The sequence below is a fragment of the Natrinema sp. LJW11 genome, from assembly GCF_056135975.1.
The window spans coordinates 96,624-118,164 of sequence record NZ_JBWBDM010000009.1 but is presented as its reverse complement, the minus strand read 5'-3'; the positions used below and the strand labels follow the sequence as shown (position 1 = coordinate 118,164).

The 21,541-nt window shown below is 67.1% G+C and carries 20 protein-coding genes and 1 pseudogene; 9 read left to right on the top strand and 12 right to left on the bottom strand.

Annotated elements, in window-relative coordinates:
• The first annotated feature begins 8 nt into the window (after positions 1–8).
• The 3 genes from dapF (at position 9) to AC0QDI_RS21320 (ending at position 3,215) form a co-directional block, all read left to right on the top strand.
• Positions 9–839 carry a diaminopimelate epimerase gene (gene dapF / locus AC0QDI_RS21330; protein ID WP_474671633.1) on the top strand — a complete coding sequence of 277 codons (831 nt, stop codon included), beginning with the start codon at positions 9–11 and terminating at the stop codon, positions 837–839.
• Entirely contained in the window at positions 836–2,020 is a 1,185-nt protein-coding gene (locus tag AC0QDI_RS21325) for a M20 family metallopeptidase (protein ID WP_474671631.1), read from the top strand. The genes dapF and AC0QDI_RS21325 overlap by 4 nt, the downstream gene beginning before the upstream one ends.
• Before the next feature lie 124 nt (positions 2,021–2,144).
• Entirely contained in the window at positions 2,145–3,215 is a 1,071-nt protein-coding gene (locus AC0QDI_RS21320; protein WP_474671629.1) for a DUF7972 family membrane protein, read from the top strand.
• A gap of 87 nt (positions 3,216–3,302) precedes the next feature.
• On the opposite strand, the gene AC0QDI_RS21315 is transcribed toward AC0QDI_RS21320, so the two are convergent.
• From AC0QDI_RS21315 to purB, 3 genes are all read right to left on the bottom strand, one after another.
• On the bottom strand, positions 3,303–3,719 hold the full coding sequence (locus AC0QDI_RS21315; RefSeq protein ID WP_474671627.1) for an EamA family transporter: 417 nt from the start codon (positions 3,717–3,719) through the stop codon (positions 3,303–3,305).
• The gene (locus tag AC0QDI_RS21310) at positions 3,719–4,141 is read right to left on the bottom strand and encodes an EamA family transporter (protein WP_474671625.1); all 423 of its coding nucleotides are present in this window, start codon (positions 4,139–4,141) and stop codon (positions 3,719–3,721) included. The genes AC0QDI_RS21315 and AC0QDI_RS21310 overlap by 1 nt, the downstream gene beginning before the upstream one ends.
• Before the next feature lie 98 nt (positions 4,142–4,239).
• Positions 4,240–5,625: an adenylosuccinate lyase gene (gene purB, locus AC0QDI_RS21305; RefSeq protein WP_474671623.1), complete on the bottom strand. Its 1,386-nt coding sequence runs from the start codon at positions 5,623–5,625 to the stop codon at positions 4,240–4,242.
• A 176-nt stretch (positions 5,626–5,801) separates the two neighbouring features.
• Here purB and purH point away from each other — a divergent pair, with 176 nt between their 5' ends.
• From purH to AC0QDI_RS21285, 4 genes are all read left to right on the top strand, one after another.
• Entirely contained in the window at positions 5,802–7,484 is a 1,683-nt protein-coding gene (gene purH / locus AC0QDI_RS21300) for a bifunctional phosphoribosylaminoimidazolecarboxamide formyltransferase/IMP cyclohydrolase (RefSeq protein WP_474671621.1), read from the top strand.
• Between the two features lie 253 nt (positions 7,485–7,737).
• Entirely contained in the window at positions 7,738–7,932 is a 195-nt protein-coding gene (locus tag AC0QDI_RS21295) for a hypothetical protein (RefSeq protein ID WP_474671619.1), read from the top strand.
• Between the two features lie 12 nt (positions 7,933–7,944).
• Positions 7,945–8,499, top strand: coding sequence for a metal-dependent hydrolase (locus AC0QDI_RS21290; RefSeq protein ID WP_474671617.1), 555 nt, complete (start codon positions 7,945–7,947; stop codon positions 8,497–8,499).
• Positions 8,500–8,626: 127 nt separating this feature from the next.
• On the top strand, positions 8,627–9,289 hold the full coding sequence (locus tag AC0QDI_RS21285; RefSeq protein ID WP_474671615.1) for a DUF3267 domain-containing protein: 663 nt from the start codon (positions 8,627–8,629) through the stop codon (positions 9,287–9,289).
• 184 nt (positions 9,290–9,473) lie between these two features.
• Here AC0QDI_RS21285 and AC0QDI_RS21280 read toward each other — a convergent pair.
• From AC0QDI_RS21280 to AC0QDI_RS21240, 9 genes and pseudogenes are all read right to left on the bottom strand, one after another.
• Positions 9,474–9,602, bottom strand: a pseudogene (locus AC0QDI_RS21280) (diphthine--ammonia ligase); the annotation flags it as partial.
• A gap of 93 nt (positions 9,603–9,695) precedes the next feature.
• A complete protein-coding gene (locus AC0QDI_RS21275) occupies positions 9,696–10,421 on the bottom strand; it encodes a diphthine--ammonia ligase (RefSeq protein ID WP_474671613.1) in 726 nt (241 codons plus the stop codon).
• A gap of 47 nt (positions 10,422–10,468) precedes the next feature.
• Positions 10,469–11,827, bottom strand: coding sequence for a DUF373 family protein (locus AC0QDI_RS21270; protein ID WP_474671611.1), 1,359 nt, complete (start codon positions 11,825–11,827; stop codon positions 10,469–10,471).
• Positions 11,828–12,011: 184 nt separating this feature from the next.
• Positions 12,012–13,007, bottom strand: a complete 996-nt coding sequence (gene sppA / locus AC0QDI_RS21265) for a signal peptide peptidase SppA (RefSeq protein ID WP_474671609.1) — start codon at positions 13,005–13,007, stop codon at positions 12,012–12,014.
• A 90-nt stretch (positions 13,008–13,097) separates the two neighbouring features.
• Entirely contained in the window at positions 13,098–14,465 is a 1,368-nt protein-coding gene (locus AC0QDI_RS21260; RefSeq protein WP_474671607.1) for a carboxylate--amine ligase, read from the bottom strand.
• Between the two features lie 90 nt (positions 14,466–14,555).
• A complete protein-coding gene (locus AC0QDI_RS21255; protein ID WP_474671605.1) occupies positions 14,556–14,990 on the bottom strand; it encodes a nuclear transport factor 2 family protein in 435 nt (144 codons plus the stop codon).
• A gap of 184 nt (positions 14,991–15,174) precedes the next feature.
• Positions 15,175–16,056, bottom strand: coding sequence for a coiled-coil protein (locus AC0QDI_RS21250; protein ID WP_474671603.1), 882 nt, complete (start codon positions 16,054–16,056; stop codon positions 15,175–15,177).
• Between the two features lie 313 nt (positions 16,057–16,369).
• On the bottom strand, positions 16,370–18,292 hold the full coding sequence (locus AC0QDI_RS21245; protein ID WP_474671602.1) for a glycoside hydrolase family 2 protein: 1,923 nt from the start codon (positions 18,290–18,292) through the stop codon (positions 16,370–16,372).
• A 53-nt stretch (positions 18,293–18,345) separates the two neighbouring features.
• Complete coding sequence (locus tag AC0QDI_RS21240) at positions 18,346–19,428, bottom strand: tubulin/FtsZ family protein (protein WP_474671600.1); 1,083 nt, start codon at positions 19,426–19,428, stop codon at positions 18,346–18,348.
• A gap of 223 nt (positions 19,429–19,651) precedes the next feature.
• Here AC0QDI_RS21240 and AC0QDI_RS21235 point away from each other — a divergent pair, with 223 nt between their 5' ends.
• Both AC0QDI_RS21235 and AC0QDI_RS21230 read left to right on the top strand, forming a co-directional pair.
• Complete coding sequence (locus AC0QDI_RS21235) at positions 19,652–20,077, top strand: DUF5791 family protein (protein WP_474671598.1); 426 nt, start codon at positions 19,652–19,654, stop codon at positions 20,075–20,077.
• Between the two features lie 102 nt (positions 20,078–20,179).
• Positions 20,180–21,427, top strand: coding sequence for a sulfite oxidase (locus AC0QDI_RS21230; RefSeq protein ID WP_474671597.1), 1,248 nt, complete (start codon positions 20,180–20,182; stop codon positions 21,425–21,427).
• Positions 21,428–21,541: the final 114 nt, after the last annotated feature.

Below are 21,541 nucleotides of genomic sequence, written 5' to 3'. Positions count from 1 at the left end.
AGAGCACGATGAGCATCCCATTCCAGAAGTACCACGGCACCGGCAACGACTTTCTAATTATCCACGCGGACGAACACGTCCCGGATCGGGGTGCCCTCGCCGAGCGCGAGTGCGACCGGACGGACGGCGTCGGTGCCGACGGGATCCTCTTTCTCGCTCCCGAGGCGAAATTCAACCCGCCCCGCGTCGTGATGACGCTGTTCCAGCCCGACGGCGCGACGGCATCGATGTGCGGCAACGGCGCTCGCTGCGCCGCCGAGTGGATGATGGAGCGAACGGGGACCGACAGCGTGATGATCGACACTCAGGCGGGAACCCTGCGAGCCGACCGCGACGACGAGAACATCGTCATCGAGATGACCCCGCTCACGTTCGTTCCGGACGAGGTGCCGGTCACGGCCGACGAACCGGTCCTCAAAGAGGCGGTCGAGGGGCTCGAGGTCTCGGTCGTCAACACCGGCGTTCCCCACGCCGTGAGCTTCGTCGACGATGTGGACGACGTCGACCTCGAGGCGGTCGCGCCGCCGGTTCGACACGCCGAGGTCTTCCCGGACGGGACGAACGTCACCGTGGCCAGCCCCGACGGGTCGGGCGGCTTCCGCCAGCGCACCTACGAGCGCGGCGTCGAGGGCGAAACCGACTCCTGTGGGACCGGTGCGGTGGCCGTCGCGGTCGTTGCGCGTCGCCTCGGACTCACCGACGCCGACCCGGTCGACGTTCACCCGCCGGGCGGCCATCTGCGAGTGAGCTTCAACGACCGCGGACGCCCGACGCTCGCCGGGCCGGTCGAACACGAGTTCGACGGCGAGGTGGCCGTCGAGCCGCCGGTCGAGCCGTGACGGGCGATCGCTCCGCCGCCGAGGCTGCGACCGACGACGCGAACACCGACGCGTTCGACTCCGTCGCGTTTCTCGAGGACGCCGTCCAGCGCCCCTCCCACGAAGCCGTCGACCCGATGCGCGACTTTCTCTGCGAGACGCTCGAGTCCCGGGGCATCGAGCCCCGCGTCGACGACGCCGGGAACGTGCTGGCGAGTCGCGGGGTGCCGGCGACCAGCGCCGAGACCCACGTCGTGTTGAATACGCACATCGATACGGTGTCACCGCACGTCCCCTACGAGCGCGACGGTGACGAGGACGCGACCGGTTCGGGCGGTTCGGGCGTGGTTCGAGGCCGAGGCTCCTGCGACGCGAAGGGGCCGCTCGCGGCCATTCTCTCGGCCTTTTTCGCGGTCGAGCCGACCGAGAGTCGTATCACGCTCGCGATCACCCCCGACGAGGAGGTGCTCTCGACGGGAGCGTACGCGCTGGTGTCGGGCGAGGAGTCGCCCGCTCGAGACGCGGACGCGGTGATCGTCGGCGAACCGACCGATCTCGACGTCTGTACCGCGGCGAAGGGCCGGTTCCAGGGGACGATCCACCTCTCGGGTGCCAACGCCCACGCCGCCGAGCCCGAGACCGGGAGCAACGCGGTCGCGGCACTCGAGGCCGTCCTCGAGGCGATTCGAACCTTCGACGAGCGCGTGGACGCGCCGCCGGCCCACCCTCGGCTCGGCGCGGCGACGCTGACGCCGACGGTCGTCGAGGGCGGCGAGGCGACCAATCAGGTGCCCGCCGACTGCGCGCTGACGGTCGATCGTCGGAGCGTCCCGCCCGAGACGGCCGAGGCGTTTCACGAAGCGCTGACGGCACACCTGCGAGCCGCCGTGCCCGACGATATCGGCCTCGAGTTCCGCTTTACCGACCGGCCGACGCCGTTCCTCGAGGCCTGGGACACCGATCCCGACGCGGCGGTCGTCGACGCCCTCGCGAGCGCGTCCGGCGGCGAGGTGCGTCCGTTCACCGCGGCGACGGAGGCCTCGTACTTCGCGGCGGACGCGCCGACGGTCGTCTTCGGCCCCGGCGTGCTCGCCGACGACGAGGGGGCCGTCGCACACGCTCCGCGGGAGTACGTGCGGGTCGCTGACGTCCGCGAGGCGGCGCGAGCGCTCGAGGCGACGCTGGTCGAACTGGTCGGGTGAGGGCGGCCTCGAGCCGTCGTCGGTCTCGCTCGCGTCGCCGCGTTGCGATCGTCGAGTTCGCCGGCTTGTCTCCCACTGACGGCAGCAGTCCTTTTACCAACGGGGTCGATGTACAACGGACCCCATGAGTAGCGACCGGGACGCCGTCTCGCGGCCGGCCGATACGATGCGCGAACGCGTCGGCGAAACGCGCGTGAAGATCTGGTTCCTGATCAGCGCGAACCGCTGGCTCGTCACCGGCGTCATTCTCGCGAGTACGTACGCGCTGCTCCTCGTCTGTCACGCCTTCGGCCCGACGACCCCACAGCGGTTCGTGACGACCGGGAGCGTCTCCTCCCTGTTCAGTTCGATGATCATCGCGACCGTCACGAGCGTCACCCTCGTCCTGTCGGTCTCGCAGTTCGTTCTCGCCGGAGAGATCGGGCCGCTCGGACAACAGCGCGACCGGATGACCAACGAGACCGAGTTCCGCGAGGAGGTCGAGGGCGCCGCGGATATCGGCGTGAGTCCGGTCGAACCCTCTCGGTTCCTCCGGACGCTTATCGAAACGGCCGAAACCCGGGCGATAACCCTCAACGATACGGTCACCGGCGACGCGGAGTCGGAACAACTCGACGAAATCGCCGCGTTCACGGAGGGGCTCGTCGAGCACAGTAAGGTAGTCAGCGACGACCTGAAAGACGCGGACTTCGGCTCGTTCCAAACGTTACTGCCGGTCCTGAACTACAACTACTCCTGGAAGATCTTTACGGCGCGAACGCTCCGGGACAGGTACGACGAGTCGCTGTCGACCGAGGCCGCGGCGGCGTTCGACGACCTGATCGATGCGTTGCGGTTCTTCGGCCCGGCGCGCGAGCACTTCAAGACGCTCTACGTTCAGTGGGAGATCATCAACATCTCTCGAGCGGTCCTCTACGGCGCGATGCCGGCCCTGGCGATCGCGGGCTACATGATGCTCGAATTCGACCCCGCGAAGATCACCGGGACGGCGTTCGGCATCAGTACCGCCTACCTCGTCGTCAGCGCTCTCTACGTAGTCACGCTCGCCCCGTTCGCCGTGTTGCTCGCCTATCTGCTCCGCGTCCTCACGGTCATGAAGCGAACGCTCGCCATCGGACCGTTCATCCTCCGAGAGACGGAGCAACTGGAAGCGGTTCGCCAGGAGGAGTCGACCGAAATCCAGTCGAACCGGTGACCGCGGTTCGAATCGGTGGCTGGAGGGTGACAACGCCGCCGGTTCCGTGATTTCGGCGCTGCCGTTACACGGACAGCAGCTCAGCCGTCACACGGACATCAGCGCGATCGCCACCACGCTCAATCCGATCGCGGCGAGCTTACGGAGGGTAACGGTTTCGTCGAAGACGACGAGCCCGACCAGCGAACTGATCACGATGAAGAGCCCGTAAATCGGGACGACGATACTCACCGGACCGAGCGCCAGCGCTCGATAGTACGTCAGCAGACCGACGGTCAACAGCACGCCCATCGCGACGAGATGTGGCGTCCGCGGATGTCGGAGGTACGGCCGTACCGACAGCCCTCGGTAGACGAGCACGAGGCCGACGGCGACGAACATCACCGAATTCGAGAGGAACACGGCCATCGTACTGGACATGTCGGTCATCGCGATCGAGATCAGGGGTGCGACCAGGCTGTACGCGAGACAGGAAAACAGCGAGAGGCCGATGTACCGCCGCATCACTCCTCACCTCCGGCGGCGAGGTAGATCGCGCCTGATGCGGCGACGATGCCGGCGGCGCGAGTCGCGGTCAACTCCTCGCCGAGAAACGCGATCCCGATAATCGAGCTCCCGACGATGAAGAGGCCGTAGATCGGCACGACGACGCTAACGGGGCCTCGCTCGAGCGCCTGATAGTACGCGAGGATGCCCGACGAGAGGAAGAGGCCGGCGACGTAGACGATTCCCGCCGACGGCGTTACCGCGTCGGACGGGTGGCCGGTCCCAGTCGCGACGAGCACGACGGTCGTCAGCCCGAGGAAGATCGTCGTCGAGAGGAAGAGCGCGACCGCGGGCGGCACGTCCGACGTCACGACGCTCGTCAGGGGCGCCATCAGTCCGTAGGCCACGAGGGCGACGAGCACCCAGAGGAGATATTCCATACGGGGTCTCGGACGACGGCGACCTATAGAGTCACGATCCCGGAACCGTGTGCCGAGATCGTGTCTGGCGATCGGAATCGAGGACCGTGAGAGGCGACCTACTCGAGGTCGTCGACCAGTTCGCTCGCGACGCCGGTGTAGCCCGTCGGCGTCAGCGCGTGGAGTTCCTCGCGGACGTCTTCGTCGACCTCGAGGTCGTCGAACATCTCGCGGAAGTCCTCGAGGGTGACGTCCTTCCCGCGAGTCACGGCCTTGACGCGCTCGTAGGCGTCGGCCTGTCCCTCGCGGCGGAGGATCGTCTGGACGGCCTCGCCGATGACCTCGGGCGTGTCCTCGAGGTCGTCGCGCATGACCCGCTCGTTGGGGACGACTTTCGAGAGCCCCGATGCGGTCTTGCCGTAGGCGATCAGGCAGTGGGCGAAGGCGCCGCCGATGTTGCGCTTGACCGTCGAATCGGAGAGGTCGCGCTGGAGCCGGGAGGTAGTGACGTAGTCCGCGAGGAAGGTGAGATCCGAGTTCGCCTTCGAGAGGTTCCCCTCGCTGTTCTCGAAGTCGATCGGGTTGACCTTGTGGGGCATCGTCGACGACCCCGTTTCGCCCGCGACGGTCTCCTGGCCGAGGTAGCGGTCGGAGACGTAGAGCCACATATCGAGATCCAGATCGAGCAGGACGGTGTTGGCCCCGCGGAACGCGTCGAACAGCGCCGCGAGGTCGTCGCAAGGGTTGACCTGCGTCGTGAGCGGCTCGAACTCGAGGCCCAGCCCCTCCACGAAGTCCCGCGCGAAGGCCTGCCAGTCGACGTCGGGGTAGGCGGCGACGTGGGCCGCGTAGGTGCCCGACGCGCCGCCGAGTTTCCCCCGCAGGTCGTCGGTCGCCCGCCGGATCCGACCGGTCGCCCGACCCAGCCGCGAGGCGTAGACGGCCATCTCCTTGCCGAACGTGGTCGGCGTCGCGGGCTGGCCGTGGGTGCGCGCGAGCATCGGGAGGTCGCGGTACTCGCGAGCCGTGTCCGCGAGCGTCTCTCGCACGTCGTACAGCGCTGGCAACAGGACCTCGTCGACGGCGTCACGGACGAGCAGCCGGTGGGCGAGGTTGTTCACGTCCTCGCTGGTCAGCCCGAAGTGGATCCAGGCCGAGGCCTCGCTGTCCTCGGGCAGTCGGTGCCGAACGAAGTACTCGACGGCCTTGACGTCGTGATTGGTCGCCTCGAAGTCGGCGTGCCCCTCCGTCTCGAGTTTCTTGATCAATCGAGCGTCCTCCTCGGCGAAGTGGCTGTAGAGTCCGCGGAGGTGCTCGCGTTCTTCGAGCCCGAATTCGAGGGGCGTCGCCTCGAGGTCGGCCAGCGCGATCAGGTACTCGACTTCGACGCGAACGCGGGCGCGCATGAGCGCGGCCTCGCTCGCGTACGGCGACAGCGGGGCGGTCCGGCCGTCGTAGCGGCCGTCCAGCGGCGAGACGGCGTAGAGGGCGTCGGTTTCGGTCATTGTGCGAGTCTGTCCAGCGCGGTCCAAAAGCGTATCGAAACCCGGAGCGTCCGATGCCACGAGCGTGCATACCTCTCCGAATCAGGTCGCGAATACCGCCGGATCGATACACGGACGTGGATATATCGCCCGTCGAGACCGCAACCACTTTGCCGCTCGCGGGCGGGAGTCCCACCATGACGCGAATCGCCGGGATGGCCGGCAACCGAGGGCGCAACCTGTTGAACATCGCCGACCGACGGCCGGGCGGAGTCGAGTTCGCCGTCGTCCTGACGAACAGCGAGGACGCGCCGGTGCTCGAGGCCGCGGCCGAGCGCGGGATTCCGACCGAGGTCGTCCCGCTCGAGGATGACATGAGCCGCAGCGAGCACGAGGAGGCGGTGCTCGAGGCGCTGTCGGACTACGAGTTTGACCTCGTCTGTCTGGACGGTTACATGCGGATCCTCTCCGATACCTTCCTCGAGGAGGCGCCGACCGCGCTGAACGTCCACCCCGCACTGCTGCCGTCGTTCCCAGGGATGGACGCGTGGGGCGACGCGCTCGAGGCCGGCGTCTCGGTGACGGGCTGTACGGTCCACGTCGTCACCGACGCGACCGACGAGGACGGTTCGGTCCTCGAGAGCGAGGTCGACGCCGGACCGATCGTCACGCAGGAACCGATCCCGGTCTACGAGGGCGACGACGAAGAGGGCCTGAAAGAGCGCGTCCTCCACGAGGGGGAGTTCCGCGCGTATCCCCGGGCCGTGAAGTGGTTCGCCGAGGGTGCAGTCGAGATCGATCTCGAGTCCGGTGAGGTCTCCGTCGACGCCGACGTGGCGAGTACCGATTCCGACGATCACAGTGGTCTCCCAGCGCGTCGCCTCGTCTCCGACGACCGTGCGGACACGCTCCGCTACGGCGAGAACCCGCATCAGGACGCCGCGGTCTACGCCGACTACACCTGCGACGAGGCCAGCGTCGTCCACGCCGACCAGTTGAACGAGGGCGCGAAGGCGCTGTCGTACAACAACTACAACGACGCCGACGGCGCGCTCGACCTGATCAAGGAGTTCGACGAGCCCGCGGCGGCGGTCATCAAACACACCAATCCCGCGGGCTGTGCGACCGCCGACTCGCTGGCCGAAGCCTACGAGAAGGCCCTCTCGACGGATCCGATGAGCGCCTTCGGCGGAATCGTCGCGCTGAACCGCGAGTGCGACGCCGCGACCGCCGAACAGGTCATCGACTCGTTCAAGGAGGTCGTCGTCGCGCCCGGCTACACCGACGACGCGCTCGAGGTGCTCCTCGAGAAGGACAACCTGCGCGTGCTCGACGTGGGCCGCGAGGCGCGAAGCGCCTCGGATGCGAGCGGCGATCAGCCGCGAGCGCTCGGCGAGCGCACCGAGCGCTTCACCGAAAAGCCCCTCGTCGGCGGCCGTCTCGTCCAAGAACGGGATCTACAGTCGATTTCGGCCGACGACCTCGAGGTCGTCACCGAGCGCGAGCCGAGCGAGGCGGAACTCGAGTCGATGGTGTTCGCGTGGCAGACGCTCAAACACGTCAAATCGAACGGGATCCTCTTCGCGAAGGGCACCGAGACGGTCGGCGTCGGGATGGGGCAGGTCTCTCGCGTCGACGCGGTTCGGCTGGCGGCGATGAAGGCCGACGAACACGCGGAGGGCAAGGACGCGCAGGGAGCCGTTATGGCCTCGGACGCGTTCTTCCCGTTCCCGGACGGCATCGAGGAGGCAGCGAAGGCGGGCATCGAGGCGGTCGTCCAGCCCGGCGGCTCGGTCAACGACGAGGACGTGATCGAGGCCGCGGACGAACACGGCATGGCGATGGCGTTTACGGGCCAGCGGAGTTTTCGGCACGACTGAGCGGTAGCGAAGGAGTGCCGAAACCTCGAAAGACGAGCGAGTCTTTCGTCGTTTCCGGCACGATTAGGACCGCGAGCGATGCGCGGTTCGGAGCGAACATCGTGAGCGAGAACCGCGGGAATGCGAACGGGCGCACCGCGCCCGTGAGCGGAGTGAGCGAGCGACCTTTTGATCGAAACCGATCGGTTCGGCGGCCTGCTACTGCAGCGGTGTCGGATTTGACTACACGGGCCCTACATTGGCAAACGTATCTATGGCGAACCTGAACTCGCGGTCGGCGAACAAGCTGAGCATCGTGTCGACGCTGATCGACAGCCTGCTGGCGTTTCGGCGCGGGCGACCGAAGAGCGGCCTCCTGTTGCTGGGTGCGGCCGCGCTCTCGTCTCGCGTTCCCGGTCTCGGGACGGCAACGTCGCTGCTCCTCCGGATCGCCCGGAGGCTCCGATAGGCGACCACCTCGATGGTCGACGTCACCGGCCACCTCGGGATGGCGCTGCTGTTCGCCGCCCCGGCGTGGCTCGTCTGGGGCCGACGCGGCGCGCTGGGATTCACGGGGTTTGCGTTACTCACCGCGATGCTCCCGGACACCGATCTCGTCTTGCAGCGGGTGCTCCCGATCAGCCACCACGGCGTGACCCACACCGTGGTGTTCGTGCTCCTGATGAGCGTCCTCGTCGGCGCGGCCGTCGCGAAGTGGCTCACCCCCCGGTTCGCGGCCACCCGCTGGATCCGAAGCACCGAGATCACGACCGAGACCGTCTTGGTTTTCGCGACCGGAGGGCTGGCCCTCGGCGGCATCAGCCACCTGTTCGCGGATATCCTCTCCGCACCCGACATCGCCGCCCCGCTCGAGCCCCTCTGGCCCCTGTACTCGGAACCGGTGATCGTCGACGTCATCTACTACGACTCGCCGGTCTGGAACTTCGGGCTGTTCGCCGTGGCAATCGGCCTTCACCTGGTGCTCGCTCGGTACGAGAGCGCGCCGCTCGAGACGCGCTACCGAATCAGCAGTTGAACTCGACGGGTGGTGGACGGCCCTCGTTTTCGGGCGACTTCATCCGTTCACGGCGTCGTGGAAGAGACGCTGAGTGAAACGGTGACTCCGGCGGAACTGTCAAGTGTCGATACGGAGAACCGATTTTATGGTCGAGACGGATCAGACGAACCGTATCGGGGATGGAGCGCCGAACCCGCCTGAACCACCGGAGGGCTACGGCGATCCAAAACCGTTCGAATATTCGATAGGCGTGCTACTACTCGTGTCGATTCCACTGTTTTTGCTCGCGGCGTACGGCTTCGGCTGGCTGCTCTGGCAGATTCAGGGCCCGGCGGTGTTCGCAGCGCTGTTCAGCGTGACCGAAACGGAGGATAGTACGGTGATCGCATTGGATCTGGTCGACGTGATCCTCCCGTTCGTCGCGGCGCTGTTCGTCACTGTCGTCGTCCACGAACTGATTCACGGGACGGTCATGCGCTATTACGGACAGGACGTAACGTACGGAGTGAATCCGGCCATGGGTTCGTTCTACGCGGCGGCGTTCGGACAGTTCCAACGACGCGAGCAACTATTTCCGATCGGGCTCGCCCCGCTCGTGAGTATTACCGTCGTCGCGACGCCGCTCTTGGCCGTTCCCGTGCCCATTATCGCCGCCACCGCGTATCTCGTATTACTCATAAACACGACCGGCGCGGTCGGGGATCTATACGTCGTCTGGCGTCTCCGACGGATGCCGGAGGGAACGCTTCTGTACGATGTCGATCTCCGACACATGTACGTGTTCGAACCGCTCGACGGCGGAGGGTGACAAATCGAGTATCGGCCGTCGCATTCGTGCGGTATCTCTCTCGACGATCTCCGCCTCGGTGCTTACGGAACACCCGATCCCCCTCCGACGACCGCACGTTCTCGGTCCCCCCCATCGCGATCGGATCACTCGAGAAACTGGACGAAAAGCCGCTCGCTCACTGCGTTCGCTCACGGTACAATATCTACTCGAGCCGCGCGTCCGTAATCCGCAATCGACCGCGCGTCCCATCCCACTCCGTCTCGTACTCGAGATCGATCCGCCGATCCATGTGCGGCCCGCCCACGACGAACGTCTCAGAACCACCTTTTTCCGCTCGGCTTCGGTCGCACTGCTCCCTCACCATTCGCGCAAAAATCTGGATCAAAAAGCCGCTCGCTCACTGCGTTCGCTCGCGGTACAATATCTACTCGAGCCGTGCGTCCGTAATCCGCAATCGACCGCGCGTCCCATCCCACTCCGTCTCGTACTCGAGATCGATCCGCCGATCCATGTGCGGCCCGTCCACGACGAACGTTTCGAACTCGCCGCCCTCGCCGAGGATGTGGACGCCGTACTCCTCGTTGAGGGCTTCGAGTTCGTCGATCGCGCCGCGGTCGAGCGTTCGACCCAGCCACGACTCGTCGAGTCCGTGAGCCGCGACCTGGATGATCGTGATCTCGAAGCCCGCCTCGAGCATCGCGTCGGCCAGTTCGCGGGGATCCTCCTGCCACAGCGGCGCGAAGAGGTCACAATCGAGGCGGTCGCACATCCCCCGAATGCGACTCGTCTGGTACTCGCTCTCGACGGCACCCGCCGTGACGCCGGCGATGCCGCCCGCGAGTTCGCGGTCGAGTTCCTCGAGGGCGGCCTCGAGGGGCTCGAGTTCGTCGTCGCCCTGCGCGCTCGAGTCGGTCGCCGCGTCGGCGGCGAAGTCGTCGGGTTCGACGTCGACCAGTTCGATTCCGATGCTTTCCGCCGCTTGCGCGGCCAGCTCCGTCGCGGGAACGTGATACATGTACGAGTCGCCAGCAGGGTGGACGGTAACGAGGCGTTCGACGGGGAGGCCTCGCTCGAGGGCTCGATACAGCGCCCACGAGGAGTCCTTGCCGCCGGAGAAGAGGCTCACCCACGCGCCGTCTGCGTCGCTCATGGTCGGTGATGGACAGGAGCGGGTAAATGAATACCGAGTCCGGACGATCAGGGGTCTCGACCGCCGGCGTCGGATTCCGTACTCGGGTCGGCTCCGGCACCGGGACTCGCGTTCGAGTCGGCCCCGCCGTCGGTGCGCTCGGGATCGAACCGCTCCAGCGTCGCATCGGCCTCGCGATCGGCGACCGTTTCGGCACCGGCCGGCGCGTCGTACTCCGGACCGGTCTGCGACGGCGGATCACCGGTCGCCGGTTCCGTCTCCGGACCGCCGTCGCCGCGTTCGACGTCCTCGCGCGAGCCGCTGACGGACGAGGCGATCCGCGCTCCGACGAGGCTGATCACGATCGCGGTGACGACGAACAGCGCGAGCCGTTCCCCGGCGACCATCACGAACTGCTCGTTCGAGAAGATCCCGAACTCGTTTTCGGGGACGACGAAGGGATCGATCACGTCCTGTTCCTCGAGGAAGTACGCGGAGAAGCCCCGAACGACCAGCCCGACGGCGACCACGATAAACGGCAGGTTGAGAAAGGACCGGCGGATCGGGTCCTCGCCGATCGCCTCGTCGAGCAGCCGGCCGGCGCTGGCGGTCAGCGCGGCCATCGCCAGCCAGGGGATGCTGTCGAAGGCGAAGCGCGTCGCCGGGATGACTACCCCCGGCGTGTCTCCGAGATTCGAGACGCCGAGCGCACCGACGAACAGACCGACGAACGTCAGTCCGGCCGCGACCACGTAGGTGACGACCGACACCTGCCCGGAGTACAGCGACTCCCGCGTCTGGCGGGCGAATCTCGCCAGGACCTCGTCGACGTTGAATCCCTTGTAGAGCAAGAAGAGTCCGATAACGGTGGTGATGGCGGCCGCTCCCTCAGCGGGGCCGACGGTGGTCGCGAGCAGCGGAAAGACGAGCAGGGTCAACCCGATCGGGACGAGGACGGTCTGGCGCAGTTCCTCGTCCGCGAGGAACTGCTTGAGCAGGTAGTAGGTCGACTCGATGTCGCGGGCCTGCCGGACGACGACGCGATCGACGGAGTCGACCCGAACGCGGCTCTCGACGATCGGAATCAACCGTTCGTCGTCCGCGCTATCGGTCACCACGACCGCCGAGTCCGGATCGTATTCGGCGATGAGATCGTCGAGTTGCTCGGCGACCGCCCGATCGGCCGACACCATCGACTCGCGATCGCCCGAGACGACCGCGACGACGACCTCTTCGTTCTCGTCGCGCAGGTCCTGGGCGACCCGCAACGACTCGAGTAAGGTATTCACTCCCGAGTCCTCCGGATCCGCGAGGCCGACGTCGGTCACGAGCGCGCGGACTGCCTCCCAGCCGACGACGGGCGAGCGGAGGCCGGTCTTCCGGCCGACGTCGTCGGTCCGGTCGAGGCAGACGACCAGCGTTGTCACGGTAGGCGATGCATTCCGTGCAACGATAAAACCACTTACTCGTTCGAGCGCGGCCGCGCCGCCGACGCGCGGGGCGACCCCGGGTTCGAGAGTTGCAGTACCGGTTCCGTGGCAAATCGCCGCCGCGACTCCACGGCGGTGACCGTCGGGCGCCGTAGCGCCGCAACGGGGGCCGACTGCCGCGTCAGCTCCGCAGCCGGAACCCGCGCCCGTCGCCGAAGCCGGCGATCCCGGCACCGAAGGCGTACGCGACCCGCTGGGCACCCGCGCCGACGCGGGCCATCAGCGGCCGCTCTGGTTCGAACTCCTCGACGGTCACCGCGTCCGTCTCGAGACGGTCTGCCAGTTCGGTTTCGATCTCCCGGCGCGTGCCGAGGTGGTCGACCAGTTCCATCTCGTGGGCCGCCTCGCCGAGGTAGATCCGCGCTTCGGTGTCCCGAACGAACTCCGGCTCGAGGCCGCGACCGTCGCTGACCCGCTCGACGAAGGTGTCGTAGTAGTCGTCGATGATCCCCTGCAGATACTCGCGTTCCTCGTCCTCGAGGTCCTTCAACGGGGTGCCGGCGTCCTTGTAGTCGCCGGCGGCGAATCGCTCGTAGGAGAGGCCGACCTTCTCGGCGAGGTCGCTGGCGTTGACCCGCGAGCCGATGACGCCGATCGAGCCGACGATGGAGCCCTCTCGCGCCCAGAGCTCGTCGCAGCCGCTGGCGATCCAGTAGCCGCCGCTGGCACAGACGTCCGTCGCGTAGGCCACCGTGGGTCCGTCGAACCGCTCGGCCGCGAGGCGGATGTCGTCGCTCGGCACCACCTCGCCGCCGGGCGTGTTCAGCTTCAGGAGGAGCGCCCGCACGTTGTCGTCGTCGTTCGCGCGATCGATCTGTTCGACGACGTCGTCGGCCGGCGTCGCGCCCGGACTCGTGGGGAGCGGGCCGCCACCGCCGTCCCGGCTGATCGCGCCTTCGACGGCGACCTCGGCGACGTCGTAGGCGGGAAACAGCGACCCCGCGAGGTTGCTCGCAAACCGTAACCCGACGAGAACGGCCCCGAGAGCGACCAGCACGCCGAACAGATCCGTCAGCGTCTCCGGATAAACGACGAACAGGGCGACCGCGACGGCGGCGGACGCGAGTCCGCCGAGAGCGACCGTCGCGAGTCGATCGATCCCGCCACTACCGACCACGGACAGCACCTCGAGTCATACCGGTACCTGGGTGCGGTTCCCGTTAAGCGTTGGCGGTTATCGGAGGGGCCGGTTCGACGCCGATGGGCGCTACGGTCGCCTCGAGTCGGACGGTGACCCGCCGTCGGTCTGGGCCGACCGCGTCGAGTCCCCGTCCGCGGTCGGACTCGTCTCGGCTGACTCCCTCCCGTCTTCGCCCGCGAGTTCGGCCTCGATGTTCGCCTCGGTCTCGGCCGGCGGCTCCGCGTCGGATCGACTGTCGAGCCACGCCCGCACGAGGTTCACGCCGTCCTGGAAGAACGGCACCGGGTCGTCGGCGACCGCGTAATCGAATCGAGGGTGGTGGACGAGCGAGCCGACAACCTCGCGCGCGGCCGTCCGGAGCGACGGGCGCTCGACGAGCGGGTACTCCTCGGTCGCGACGCTGTGGAGGTAGCTGAGTTCGCCCCGCAGGAGGTGCCCGCCCATCCCGACCTCGTAGGTCGGCTCCGACGCGATCGGCTCGCCGCGCGCCAGCTGCCAGTAGTAGTAGGGAAAGTCCGCGCCCGCGCGGACCGAAAAGGGCAGCGACGACCAGAACCGCGGGTTGATCTCCATCAGCTTGAACTCGCCGTCCGCGGGGTCGCGCAGGAATTCGACCATCGCGAGCCCGTGCCAGTCGAGTTCGTCGAGCAGGGCCCGCCCCGCGGTCTCGAGGTCGGGAATGTGGACAGACTCCCGGTACGCGCTGGGGCCGCCGCAGTACTTCCAGCCCCGGCGCTGGCAGTGCTGGAACGTCGCGACCGCGTCGCCGCGATCGTAGAGCGCGAAGAAACCGAACTCCCGGGAGTCGGGGATTCGCTCCTGGACGATCGGGACGTGGCCGCGCGTCTCGAGTTCGGCCTGCGGGTCCGGTCGAACGCCCGGCTGCTGGTACTCCGTCGAGCCGATATCCGCGTCGTCGAACCGCGCGCCGAGATAGTCGGACGAAGCGACGGTGAAGCGCGGTTTCACGATCGTCTCCCGGTCCCAGTCGTCCCACTGATCGAGGAGCGCGGTGTCGGGAGCCGCGACGCCGGCTGCGTCGGCGGCCGCGAACAGTTCGACGCGATCCTGTACCTGCCGAAGGGTTTCGAAGTCCGGCCACGGGGTCGCGACCTCGTCGGCGAACGCGTCCTTGCGCTCGGCGAGCACGTACACGTCCTCCTCGCGAACCGGAACGATCGTCTCGACGTCCGGGCGCTCGGCCAGCGAGAGGAGGGCGTCTCCGTACGCGGTGAGATCCGAGTTCGGGTCCGGTAAGCCGACGAACTCGTCGCGGTACGCCGAGGCGGCCGCCGGGGTCGACCGCGACTCGGAACCGACGATCGTGCGGACGCCGCGCGGTCGGAGCGAGCGGAGACAGGCGACGGTACTCGGGGCGTCGATCCCCGGCACGACCACGCCCGCGTCGTCCGCATCGGCCCTGTATCGTTGCATAAGCAGTGACTGGGGGTCCCGTTCCATTGTTATAGATCGTATACTCCGTTCCGCAGTGGAACGCACCGCGTTAACCCTCGCGGGGCAGCGTTAGGCATCGAATACCCGTTGCTCGAGGGCGGTATCCCTGTAGGCGGTACACGTCCGTATCCGGCCGTCGTTCAGGTCGAACACGTGGGCGAACGCCACGTCGAAATTCCGCCCGTCGATCGTGCCGACGTAGGCACCCGTTACGACCGTCGTTTCGTCCGCCTCGATGATCCGTTCCGGCAGCGCTTGGAGGTGATCGGCCCGCCGGCCCGGTCCCTCGATTACGTTCTCGAGGACGGCCTCGATTCCGCTATAGGTCCGATCGGCGTGACTGCCGGTCGTCGCGTCGGTCCAGCAAACGTCGTCCGCGAGCGTTGTGGCTACTTCGTTCGTGTCCTCGCTGTTCGTCGCGGCGTGATTGAACCCGGCGTAGAACTCGGTCACCCGTTCTCGAGCGGTCGGACTCGCGACCGACCGGTGCTCGTTCGATGTCATGACTCTGCTAGCTTCTGGTGAAAACGGACGCGGACAAAAGAACAACACCACCGTCACACGTTCTGAGAACGTCACGATCGCTGTCACGCGTCTACGGACGCCGCTCTATCGGTGCGAAAAACGGGGTCGAAACCGCTCGAGAGAGCCGAAAATCGGGAGAGAGATCGCGGTAGACGGAATCGACTTAGAGCAGTCCCGTCTTCTGGAGTTTCATCAGGTCCTCGGTGTCGAGGGTCTCGCCTTCTTTGAACTTCTGATAGATTTCCTCGGCCTCCTCCTTGGCCTCCTCTTTCTTCTTGTCGCGCTCGGTCTTGCGCTCTTCTTCTTCCTCCTTGTCCAGTTCGCGCAGGCGCTTCTGGACGCGGACGAAGTCCTCGTGGTGCTGGTCGGCCGCCTCCTGAGCCTCGACGAACTTCTCGTGCATCTCGTCGGCCTCGTCGCGGATGTCGTCGGCCTCGCGGTAGGCCTCGATCATCTCGTTGTGGTGTTCCTGGGCCTTGTCCGCCAGCTCCGTCACCTTCTGGTGGTGCTGGGAGGCGTCCGATCGCACTTCTTCGGCCTCATCGACGAGTTCCTCGAGGTCCTCGTTCTGATCGAGCTTCTGCTTGCGCTCTTCGTACTCCTCGCGCTTTCCCTCGATCTTCTCGATGAGCTCCTTTTCCTCCTCGCTCGAGAGGACCTCGGTCTGCTGTTTGAACTCGAGTTCCTCGATCTCTTCTTCGAGTTCGTCGAGATCCTTCCCCTCGTTGAGCTCCATATCCGATTTGAGCTGCTCGACCTTGTCGAACAGCTCGTTGGCTTCGGCGTTGAGCTCGTTGCGTTTTTCCTTGTGTTCCTGGACCTGTTCGTTGAGCTCGTCGCGCTGTTCGCGGTGCTCCTGGGCTTCGTCGACCTTCTCGCGAGTCTTCGCGTTGAGATCGTCGCGTTTGGAAGCGCGCTCGGAAGCCATCTGGTTCAGCTCGTTTCGCCGGTCTCGCAGTTGACCGGCCATCTTGATGAGCTGCCCTTTCGATTTGTTTGCTAGGTCGTCCTCTGTCAGTTCGATGTTTTTCGATTCGTCTACCATGTTACTCAAACCTCTGTGCCATACCCGCACCGGAGAACCGGTCTGACGGCCGTCCGAGCCGTTCGCCGACGGTTCGGCGAGTGACTCAGCAGTGGCCGTCTCCCTGTTCGAAGCGACTGCTCACGATCTGCGAAACCTCGGTGAATAAGATTTCCTGTCATCGATCGTCGAGCGATACGCGCCCCGGTGGCGTTCTGGTAACCCGTACTACTGCCGCATGTAATTTAAATGTACCGGTCACAACACCCCTGAAAACCGTTAGCAGGGCCCTCGTTCCGCCGTGTTAGACTGTCCCATTGAGTGGCGCTCGTATTTATATCCGATACCGGTTTCGAACCGTCCGATTACCGACGGCGACCTCGAGGTCGACCCGCTCGGCGTCGGGCGGAATCCGCGCCGATCCGGCGGCGGCCGTCTCGAGCGGCCCGACGCTGACCCGTTCGGTGTCCGTGCGATCGCCGGCCCGCCAGCCGACGATCGGCTCGAGGGCCTCGTGCGTGTCGTTACAGAGGGTGATGCCGATCGCACCGGGTTTCGGCGGCCCGTCGAGGACTGCCTGGACGGGCTCGTAGGACTGCGCGATCGCCTCGGCGGCCCGCTTCGGGTCGCCGTCGACGGTATGGACTCCCATCCCGCCGCCCGGCGCGCTGTCCCGGAGCGTCGACGCCGCGAAGACGCCACAGCCCCGCCGCCGGAGCGCCTCCGCGACCGTCTTCAGCGTTCGCGCCTGCTCGCGCTGTGACCCCTCGACGCCGGTCGCGCCGCGCTCGAGCAGCGCCGGCTCGAGGTCCGGAACCGCCGTCGGATCGACGTCGTCGTCCGCCAGCGAGCCGGCTCCGAACCCGCCGACGACCTCGCCGAGTGCGGGATAGGTCTCGAGGAGCCAGTCGATATCCGCGGCCTCGAGGTACTGCCAGCCGGGGAAGAGATGGGCCGCGTCGGGATCGGTTCCCGGCGGCCCCGTCACGGGAACGACCGGCAGCCCGTCGGGGAGGGCCGCGGCGATCTCGGTCGCGGGACCGCGATCGACCGCCGTCCGCCACGCTCGATACCGAACGGCGAGTTTCGCGCGGATGCCGCTTCCCAGCGGCGATTCGTACGGGTCCGTCGGCTGGTCCTGCACGCCGACCATCGCGAGGCTCGGATGGTGCCCGTACGTCTCGACGAGCGCGGACGCCAGCTCCGTTCCCCGATCGACGGGAAGCTCGGCTCCGCTGGCGGGCAGATCCTGCCAGACGAGAACCCCGGCCTCGTCGCAGGCTTCGTAGAACGATCTCCGCGGGACGTGCGCGCGGGCACGAAGCAACGTCGCGTTCGCGTCGACGGCCCGGCGGACGTCCTCGCGCGGGTCACCGCCGGGCAGTCGCGTGAACCCGCGGGCGCGAACGTGCCTGCCGTTGACCAGCAGCCCGTCGTCGTCGCGTTCGACGTGGCGGAGGCCGACGGTCCGTTCGACGGCGTCGCCGCCCAGTTTCGCCCGTACCGTATATCGGTGTTGCGGGCCGTACCCGCGGGGCCACCACAGCGACGGCTCCCTGATCGATACCGTTCTGGAGACCGTCGTTCGCTCGCCCGCCTCGGCCTCGATCGGAATCCGCTCCATCGAGGCACCCCCGCGAAACCCCTCCGGTCGCAGCGACAGCGTCACCGCGTCGTCGATCGTCGCGTCGGTATCGACCGCGAACGAGACGTCGATCGCCGCGCCACCGCCGTCCGTGGTCGCGTTCGCGGCCCCGGTCGCCGCGGTCTCCGCGCTCGTCGACGCTTCCGGAGCCGCACCCAATCGCGGCCGCGCCTCGAACTGCCGAAGGATCGTCCGGGGACGCGATTCGACCTCGAGACCCCACCAGATACCGGGCGTTCCGAGTCGGTCGGGAACCGCGTCGGTCCCGTAGATGCCCGCGAACGACTCGGGGCGCTCGCAGACGACGATCAGGTCGTTCGCGGGACGGGGATCGAACTCGAGGGTGGTCAGCACGAAGTGGGGGTCGTGCGCGGCCAGACGCGCGCCGTTCAGCCAGATTTCCGCGCGGTCGTAGGCCCCGCGGAGTTCGAGCATCGCGCGTTCGGTCTCGTCGTCTCGGGGGTCCGGAAACCGCGTTCGGTAGGCGATCGGTCCCGCTCCGGCGAACGACGGGGGTCGTCCGGGAACCGAAACCGGCTTCCACTCCGCGACGGTCGGCGGGCCGTCACCGCCGCGGTCCGTGACGATCCCACCGGTCCACTCCTCGGTCATTGTCACTGTCAGCGAACCCGAAGTAAAAAGCCCTTCCGACGGTTCAGAACCGTCTAGAAGAGGTTCTCGAGCCGATCGTCGGCGAACTGGTCGGCGTGGTCCGTCGATTCCGTCTCCTGGGCTTCCTTCGCCTCGCGAGCGCGTTCCATGAACGCCTCGATTCGGTCGGACCGCTCCGCGCCGCCGAGCAGGACCAGCGCGCCGAGGCGGTCGCTGTCCAGCGGGAAGTCCCCGCCGCGGACCTGCATGCTGCCGGTCTCGTCCTCGAGCCAGCGGCGGGATTTCTCGACGCCCTTGCGGGGAATCGCGTCGGGGCGGCCCGCGATGACGAGTAGCGCCGAGTCGGCCGTCGTCGCGTCCGGCATGCTCGTCCCCGTCAACAGCGCCTGTCTCGAGACGCTCATCGCGGTGGTGATGTTCTCGCCGCTGTCCTCGCTCGCGATCTCGGTCGCGTAGCCGAGCACCGCGACGCCGCCCGCGCGGAGGGTGTTGATGACCTCGCTCGAGTCGACGACGCTCTCGCCGACGCCCTCGACGGCCTCGCCGGAGGCGAAGAGCAGGCCGACCCGCTGGGCGATCTTCTCGTTGATCGTCTCGAAGGCGCCCTCGACGCTCTCGCCCTGTTCGTGCCACGAGTCGTTGTCGATCAGCAGCGTCGAATCGGCCTCCCGGAGGAGGGTCTTCAGCGAGCGGCCGGCGTTGGCCTGGTAGAGCGCCCCTTCGTTGCGTCCGGGTAGGACGCCGAGCGCGTAGATCGGGACGTCGTAGACCTGCTGGAGGTGGTGGACGAGCACGGGCGCGCCGCCGCTGCCGGTGCCGCCGCCGAGGCCGGCGACCACGAAGATGGCTTCCGCCGTCGAGGTGACGCGGCCGTCGAGCGAGCCCAGCACCTGCTGGATGTCCGACTGCATGACTTCCGTACCGAGTTCGTTGTCGCCGCCGACGCCGTGGCCGTTGACGCGGTCGGCGCCGATCAGCTGCGTGTCGACGATGTCGAGGGACTGGAGGTCTGCGTCCGCGGAGTTGATGGCCAGCGCACCCTGAACGGCTCCGAAGCCCATGTCCGCGTCGAACCGGGCGAGCCGTTCGGTGATCTTCCCACCGGCCTGACCGACTCCGATCAGGGCAACTTTCATATCGCTCTCATGTGAGTGAGACCTGTTGAACGTTCCGGTACGCCTATATGTGGGTCGTATCGACTCGCCCGAGCGGGCAGTCGACCGCCGACCGCGAACCGCCGACCGCCAACCGCTATCCGCCGACCACGGACCACCGATCTCCGAGCGGAGCCGAAAAGAGCCACCGCACCGATCAGCGGAGGTCACAACACCTTTTTGCCGTATTCCCGTCGTGTCCGGTATGTTCTACGAACAGCGGATGACCGTCCCCGATTCGCCCGCCGAACTCCGGGCCGAGTACGAGGGCGACCTCGCAGCGATCGTCGACGACCGCGGCCCCGCGGCCGTCGCGAGCGAAACCGACCTCGAGGAAGAGACGCTCGAGGCGCTTTCGGCCGGCGACTCGCCCGAACTGAGCCTCGAGGAGGCGGCCGAAATCCAGTCGCTCGCCGAGGGGACGCCGGATCCGGAGACGATCGTCACGATGGCGCTCGAGCACCTTCTCTTGGGAATGTCGACGGCGGTGCTCGACGTGGACGCGGTCGAAAGTCACCTCGAGATCGAGATGGACGCGAAGGAGGTCCACCAGAAGATCGAAGGACGAGCGCCGATGTCGTTCGGCGAGTTCGTCCACGTCCAGTACGTGATCGCGGACGGTTCGCCGTAGGCGAGTTTGGCGCGATCTCCCTCGGGATCGGGATCGCCGCCGAGTCCTGTGCGGATCGGTACCACCACACAGATTTATCGCAGTCGGCGGTGTGAACCCGCCATGTCGAACACGGAGCGCAGCGAGAACCGACGACGAGAGGTCGACGAAATCTTGAATCGCAAACCCGGCACCGAGGCCGTCACCGATCTCGACGACCGGTATCGGGTCGTCGGCGCGGCCGATCGGGAGACGTACGCGAACTGGCTGACGCCGATCGAGGACCACTACGTCTGCCACCGCAACGAGACGCTGGACCCGGCGGCCGACGAGTGGACGGTCGCGCTCGAGGGCGCGGTCGAGCGGGAGGCCGAACTGGGGATGGCAGAGCTTCGCGAGGAGTACCCCGCGGTCGCGGTCGCGCACACGATGGAGTGTGCGGGCAACGGCCGGGGCTACTTCGACCCCGAGACGGGGAGCGTCCAGTGGGAGTACGGTGCCGTCAGCACCGCGATCTGGACGGGCGCGCCGCTGAGTGCGATTCTGACGGACCGCGGCGCGACGACGGACGACGGGCTGTGGCTCACCGCGGTCGGCGGCGACCACCCCGAAGTCGACGGCGAGAACGACCGGTTCGCCCGCTCGATCCCGATGGCAAAGGCGCTCGAGGACTGCATCCTCGCCTACGAGGTAAACGGCGGGGCGCTGCCGCCCGAACACGGCCACCCCGTCAGATTGCTCGTTCCCGGCTGGTACGGCGTCAACAGCGTCAAGTGGCTGACCGAGCTCCACGTCACGGAGACGATGGTCCACGGCGAGGAGTGGACCGACCGCGACGGCGAGGATTTCACCCGGTGGCAGCAGTCGTCCTATCGCATCCATCCCGAGGGCGTCGACCCCGAATCCAACGCGACGATCTCGACGTTCGACACCTGGGACCAACTCGAGTCCGACGAGATCGACCACCCCTACACCTTCGACGAGAACGTCAAGTCCACGATCGGCCGTCCCGACGACGGCGCGACCGTCAGCCCGCGCGAGGACGGGGTCGTCGAAATCGTCGGCGTCGCCTGGGCCGGCGACGACGAGGTGACGGCGATCGAAATATCGACCGACGGCGGCGACAGCTGGCGGGAGGGGGAGTTCTTCGGCCCGAACTACGACTGCGCGTGGCGGCTGTTTCGCCACGCGTGGGAACCCTCGCCCGGCACGTACGCGCTCGTCTCTCGAGCGACCGACGACCGCGGCCGCCGCCAGCCCGCGCGGATCGCCGGGCCGGACGAAGTTGCCGACGGCGAGTATCCGTGGAACGAGGGCGGCTACGCCGAGAACGCGTCGCTTCCCCACGCGGTCGAAGTCACCGTCGAGTGACTGATAACCCGCCGCCCGCCTCGAGTGTGGGGTTGAAAAGGTGCAGAAATAGCGGTGAAATCGACCGGACCCCCGCTCTCGAGCGGTGAAATTATGTGCAGTCGGCCACGAGTC

What these genes read in the sequence shown, in the direction of transcription:
- dapF (WP_474671633.1), top strand. Translation starts at nt 9, where the DNA reads ATGAGCATCCCATTCCAGAAGTACCACGGCACCGGCAACGACTTTCTA.
- AC0QDI_RS21320 (WP_474671629.1), top strand. Translation starts at nt 2,145, where the DNA reads ATGAGTAGCGACCGGGACGCCGTCTCGCGGCCGGCCGATACGATGCGC.
- AC0QDI_RS21315 (WP_474671627.1), bottom strand. Translation starts at nt 3,719, where the DNA reads ATGCGGCGGTACATCGGCCTCTCGCTGTTTTCCTGTCTCGCGTACAGC.
- AC0QDI_RS21310 (WP_474671625.1), bottom strand. Translation starts at nt 4,141, where the DNA reads ATGGAATATCTCCTCTGGGTGCTCGTCGCCCTCGTGGCCTACGGACTG.
- purB (WP_474671623.1), bottom strand. Translation starts at nt 5,625, where the DNA reads ATGACCGAAACCGACGCCCTCTACGCCGTCTCGCCGCTGGACGGCCGC.
- purH (WP_474671621.1), top strand. Translation starts at nt 5,802, where the DNA reads ATGACGCGAATCGCCGGGATGGCCGGCAACCGAGGGCGCAACCTGTTG.
- AC0QDI_RS21295 (WP_474671619.1), top strand. Translation starts at nt 7,738, where the DNA reads ATGGCGAACCTGAACTCGCGGTCGGCGAACAAGCTGAGCATCGTGTCG.
- AC0QDI_RS21290 (WP_474671617.1), top strand. Translation starts at nt 7,945, where the DNA reads ATGGTCGACGTCACCGGCCACCTCGGGATGGCGCTGCTGTTCGCCGCC.
- AC0QDI_RS21285 (WP_474671615.1), top strand. Translation starts at nt 8,627, where the DNA reads ATGGTCGAGACGGATCAGACGAACCGTATCGGGGATGGAGCGCCGAAC.
- AC0QDI_RS21275 (WP_474671613.1), bottom strand. Translation starts at nt 10,421, where the DNA reads ATGAGCGACGCAGACGGCGCGTGGGTGAGCCTCTTCTCCGGCGGCAAG.
- AC0QDI_RS21260 (WP_474671607.1), bottom strand. Translation starts at nt 14,465, where the DNA reads ATGCAACGATACAGGGCCGATGCGGACGACGCGGGCGTGGTCGTGCCG.
- AC0QDI_RS21255 (WP_474671605.1), bottom strand. Translation starts at nt 14,990, where the DNA reads ATGACATCGAACGAGCACCGGTCGGTCGCGAGTCCGACCGCTCGAGAA.
- AC0QDI_RS21250 (WP_474671603.1), bottom strand. Translation starts at nt 16,056, where the DNA reads ATGGTAGACGAATCGAAAAACATCGAACTGACAGAGGACGACCTAGCA.
- AC0QDI_RS21245 (WP_474671602.1), bottom strand. Translation starts at nt 18,292, where the DNA reads ATGACCGAGGAGTGGACCGGTGGGATCGTCACGGACCGCGGCGGTGAC.
- AC0QDI_RS21240 (WP_474671600.1), bottom strand. Translation starts at nt 19,428, where the DNA reads ATGAAAGTTGCCCTGATCGGAGTCGGTCAGGCCGGTGGGAAGATCACC.
- AC0QDI_RS21235 (WP_474671598.1), top strand. Translation starts at nt 19,652, where the DNA reads ATGTTCTACGAACAGCGGATGACCGTCCCCGATTCGCCCGCCGAACTC.
- AC0QDI_RS21230 (WP_474671597.1), top strand. Translation starts at nt 20,180, where the DNA reads ATGTCGAACACGGAGCGCAGCGAGAACCGACGACGAGAGGTCGACGAA.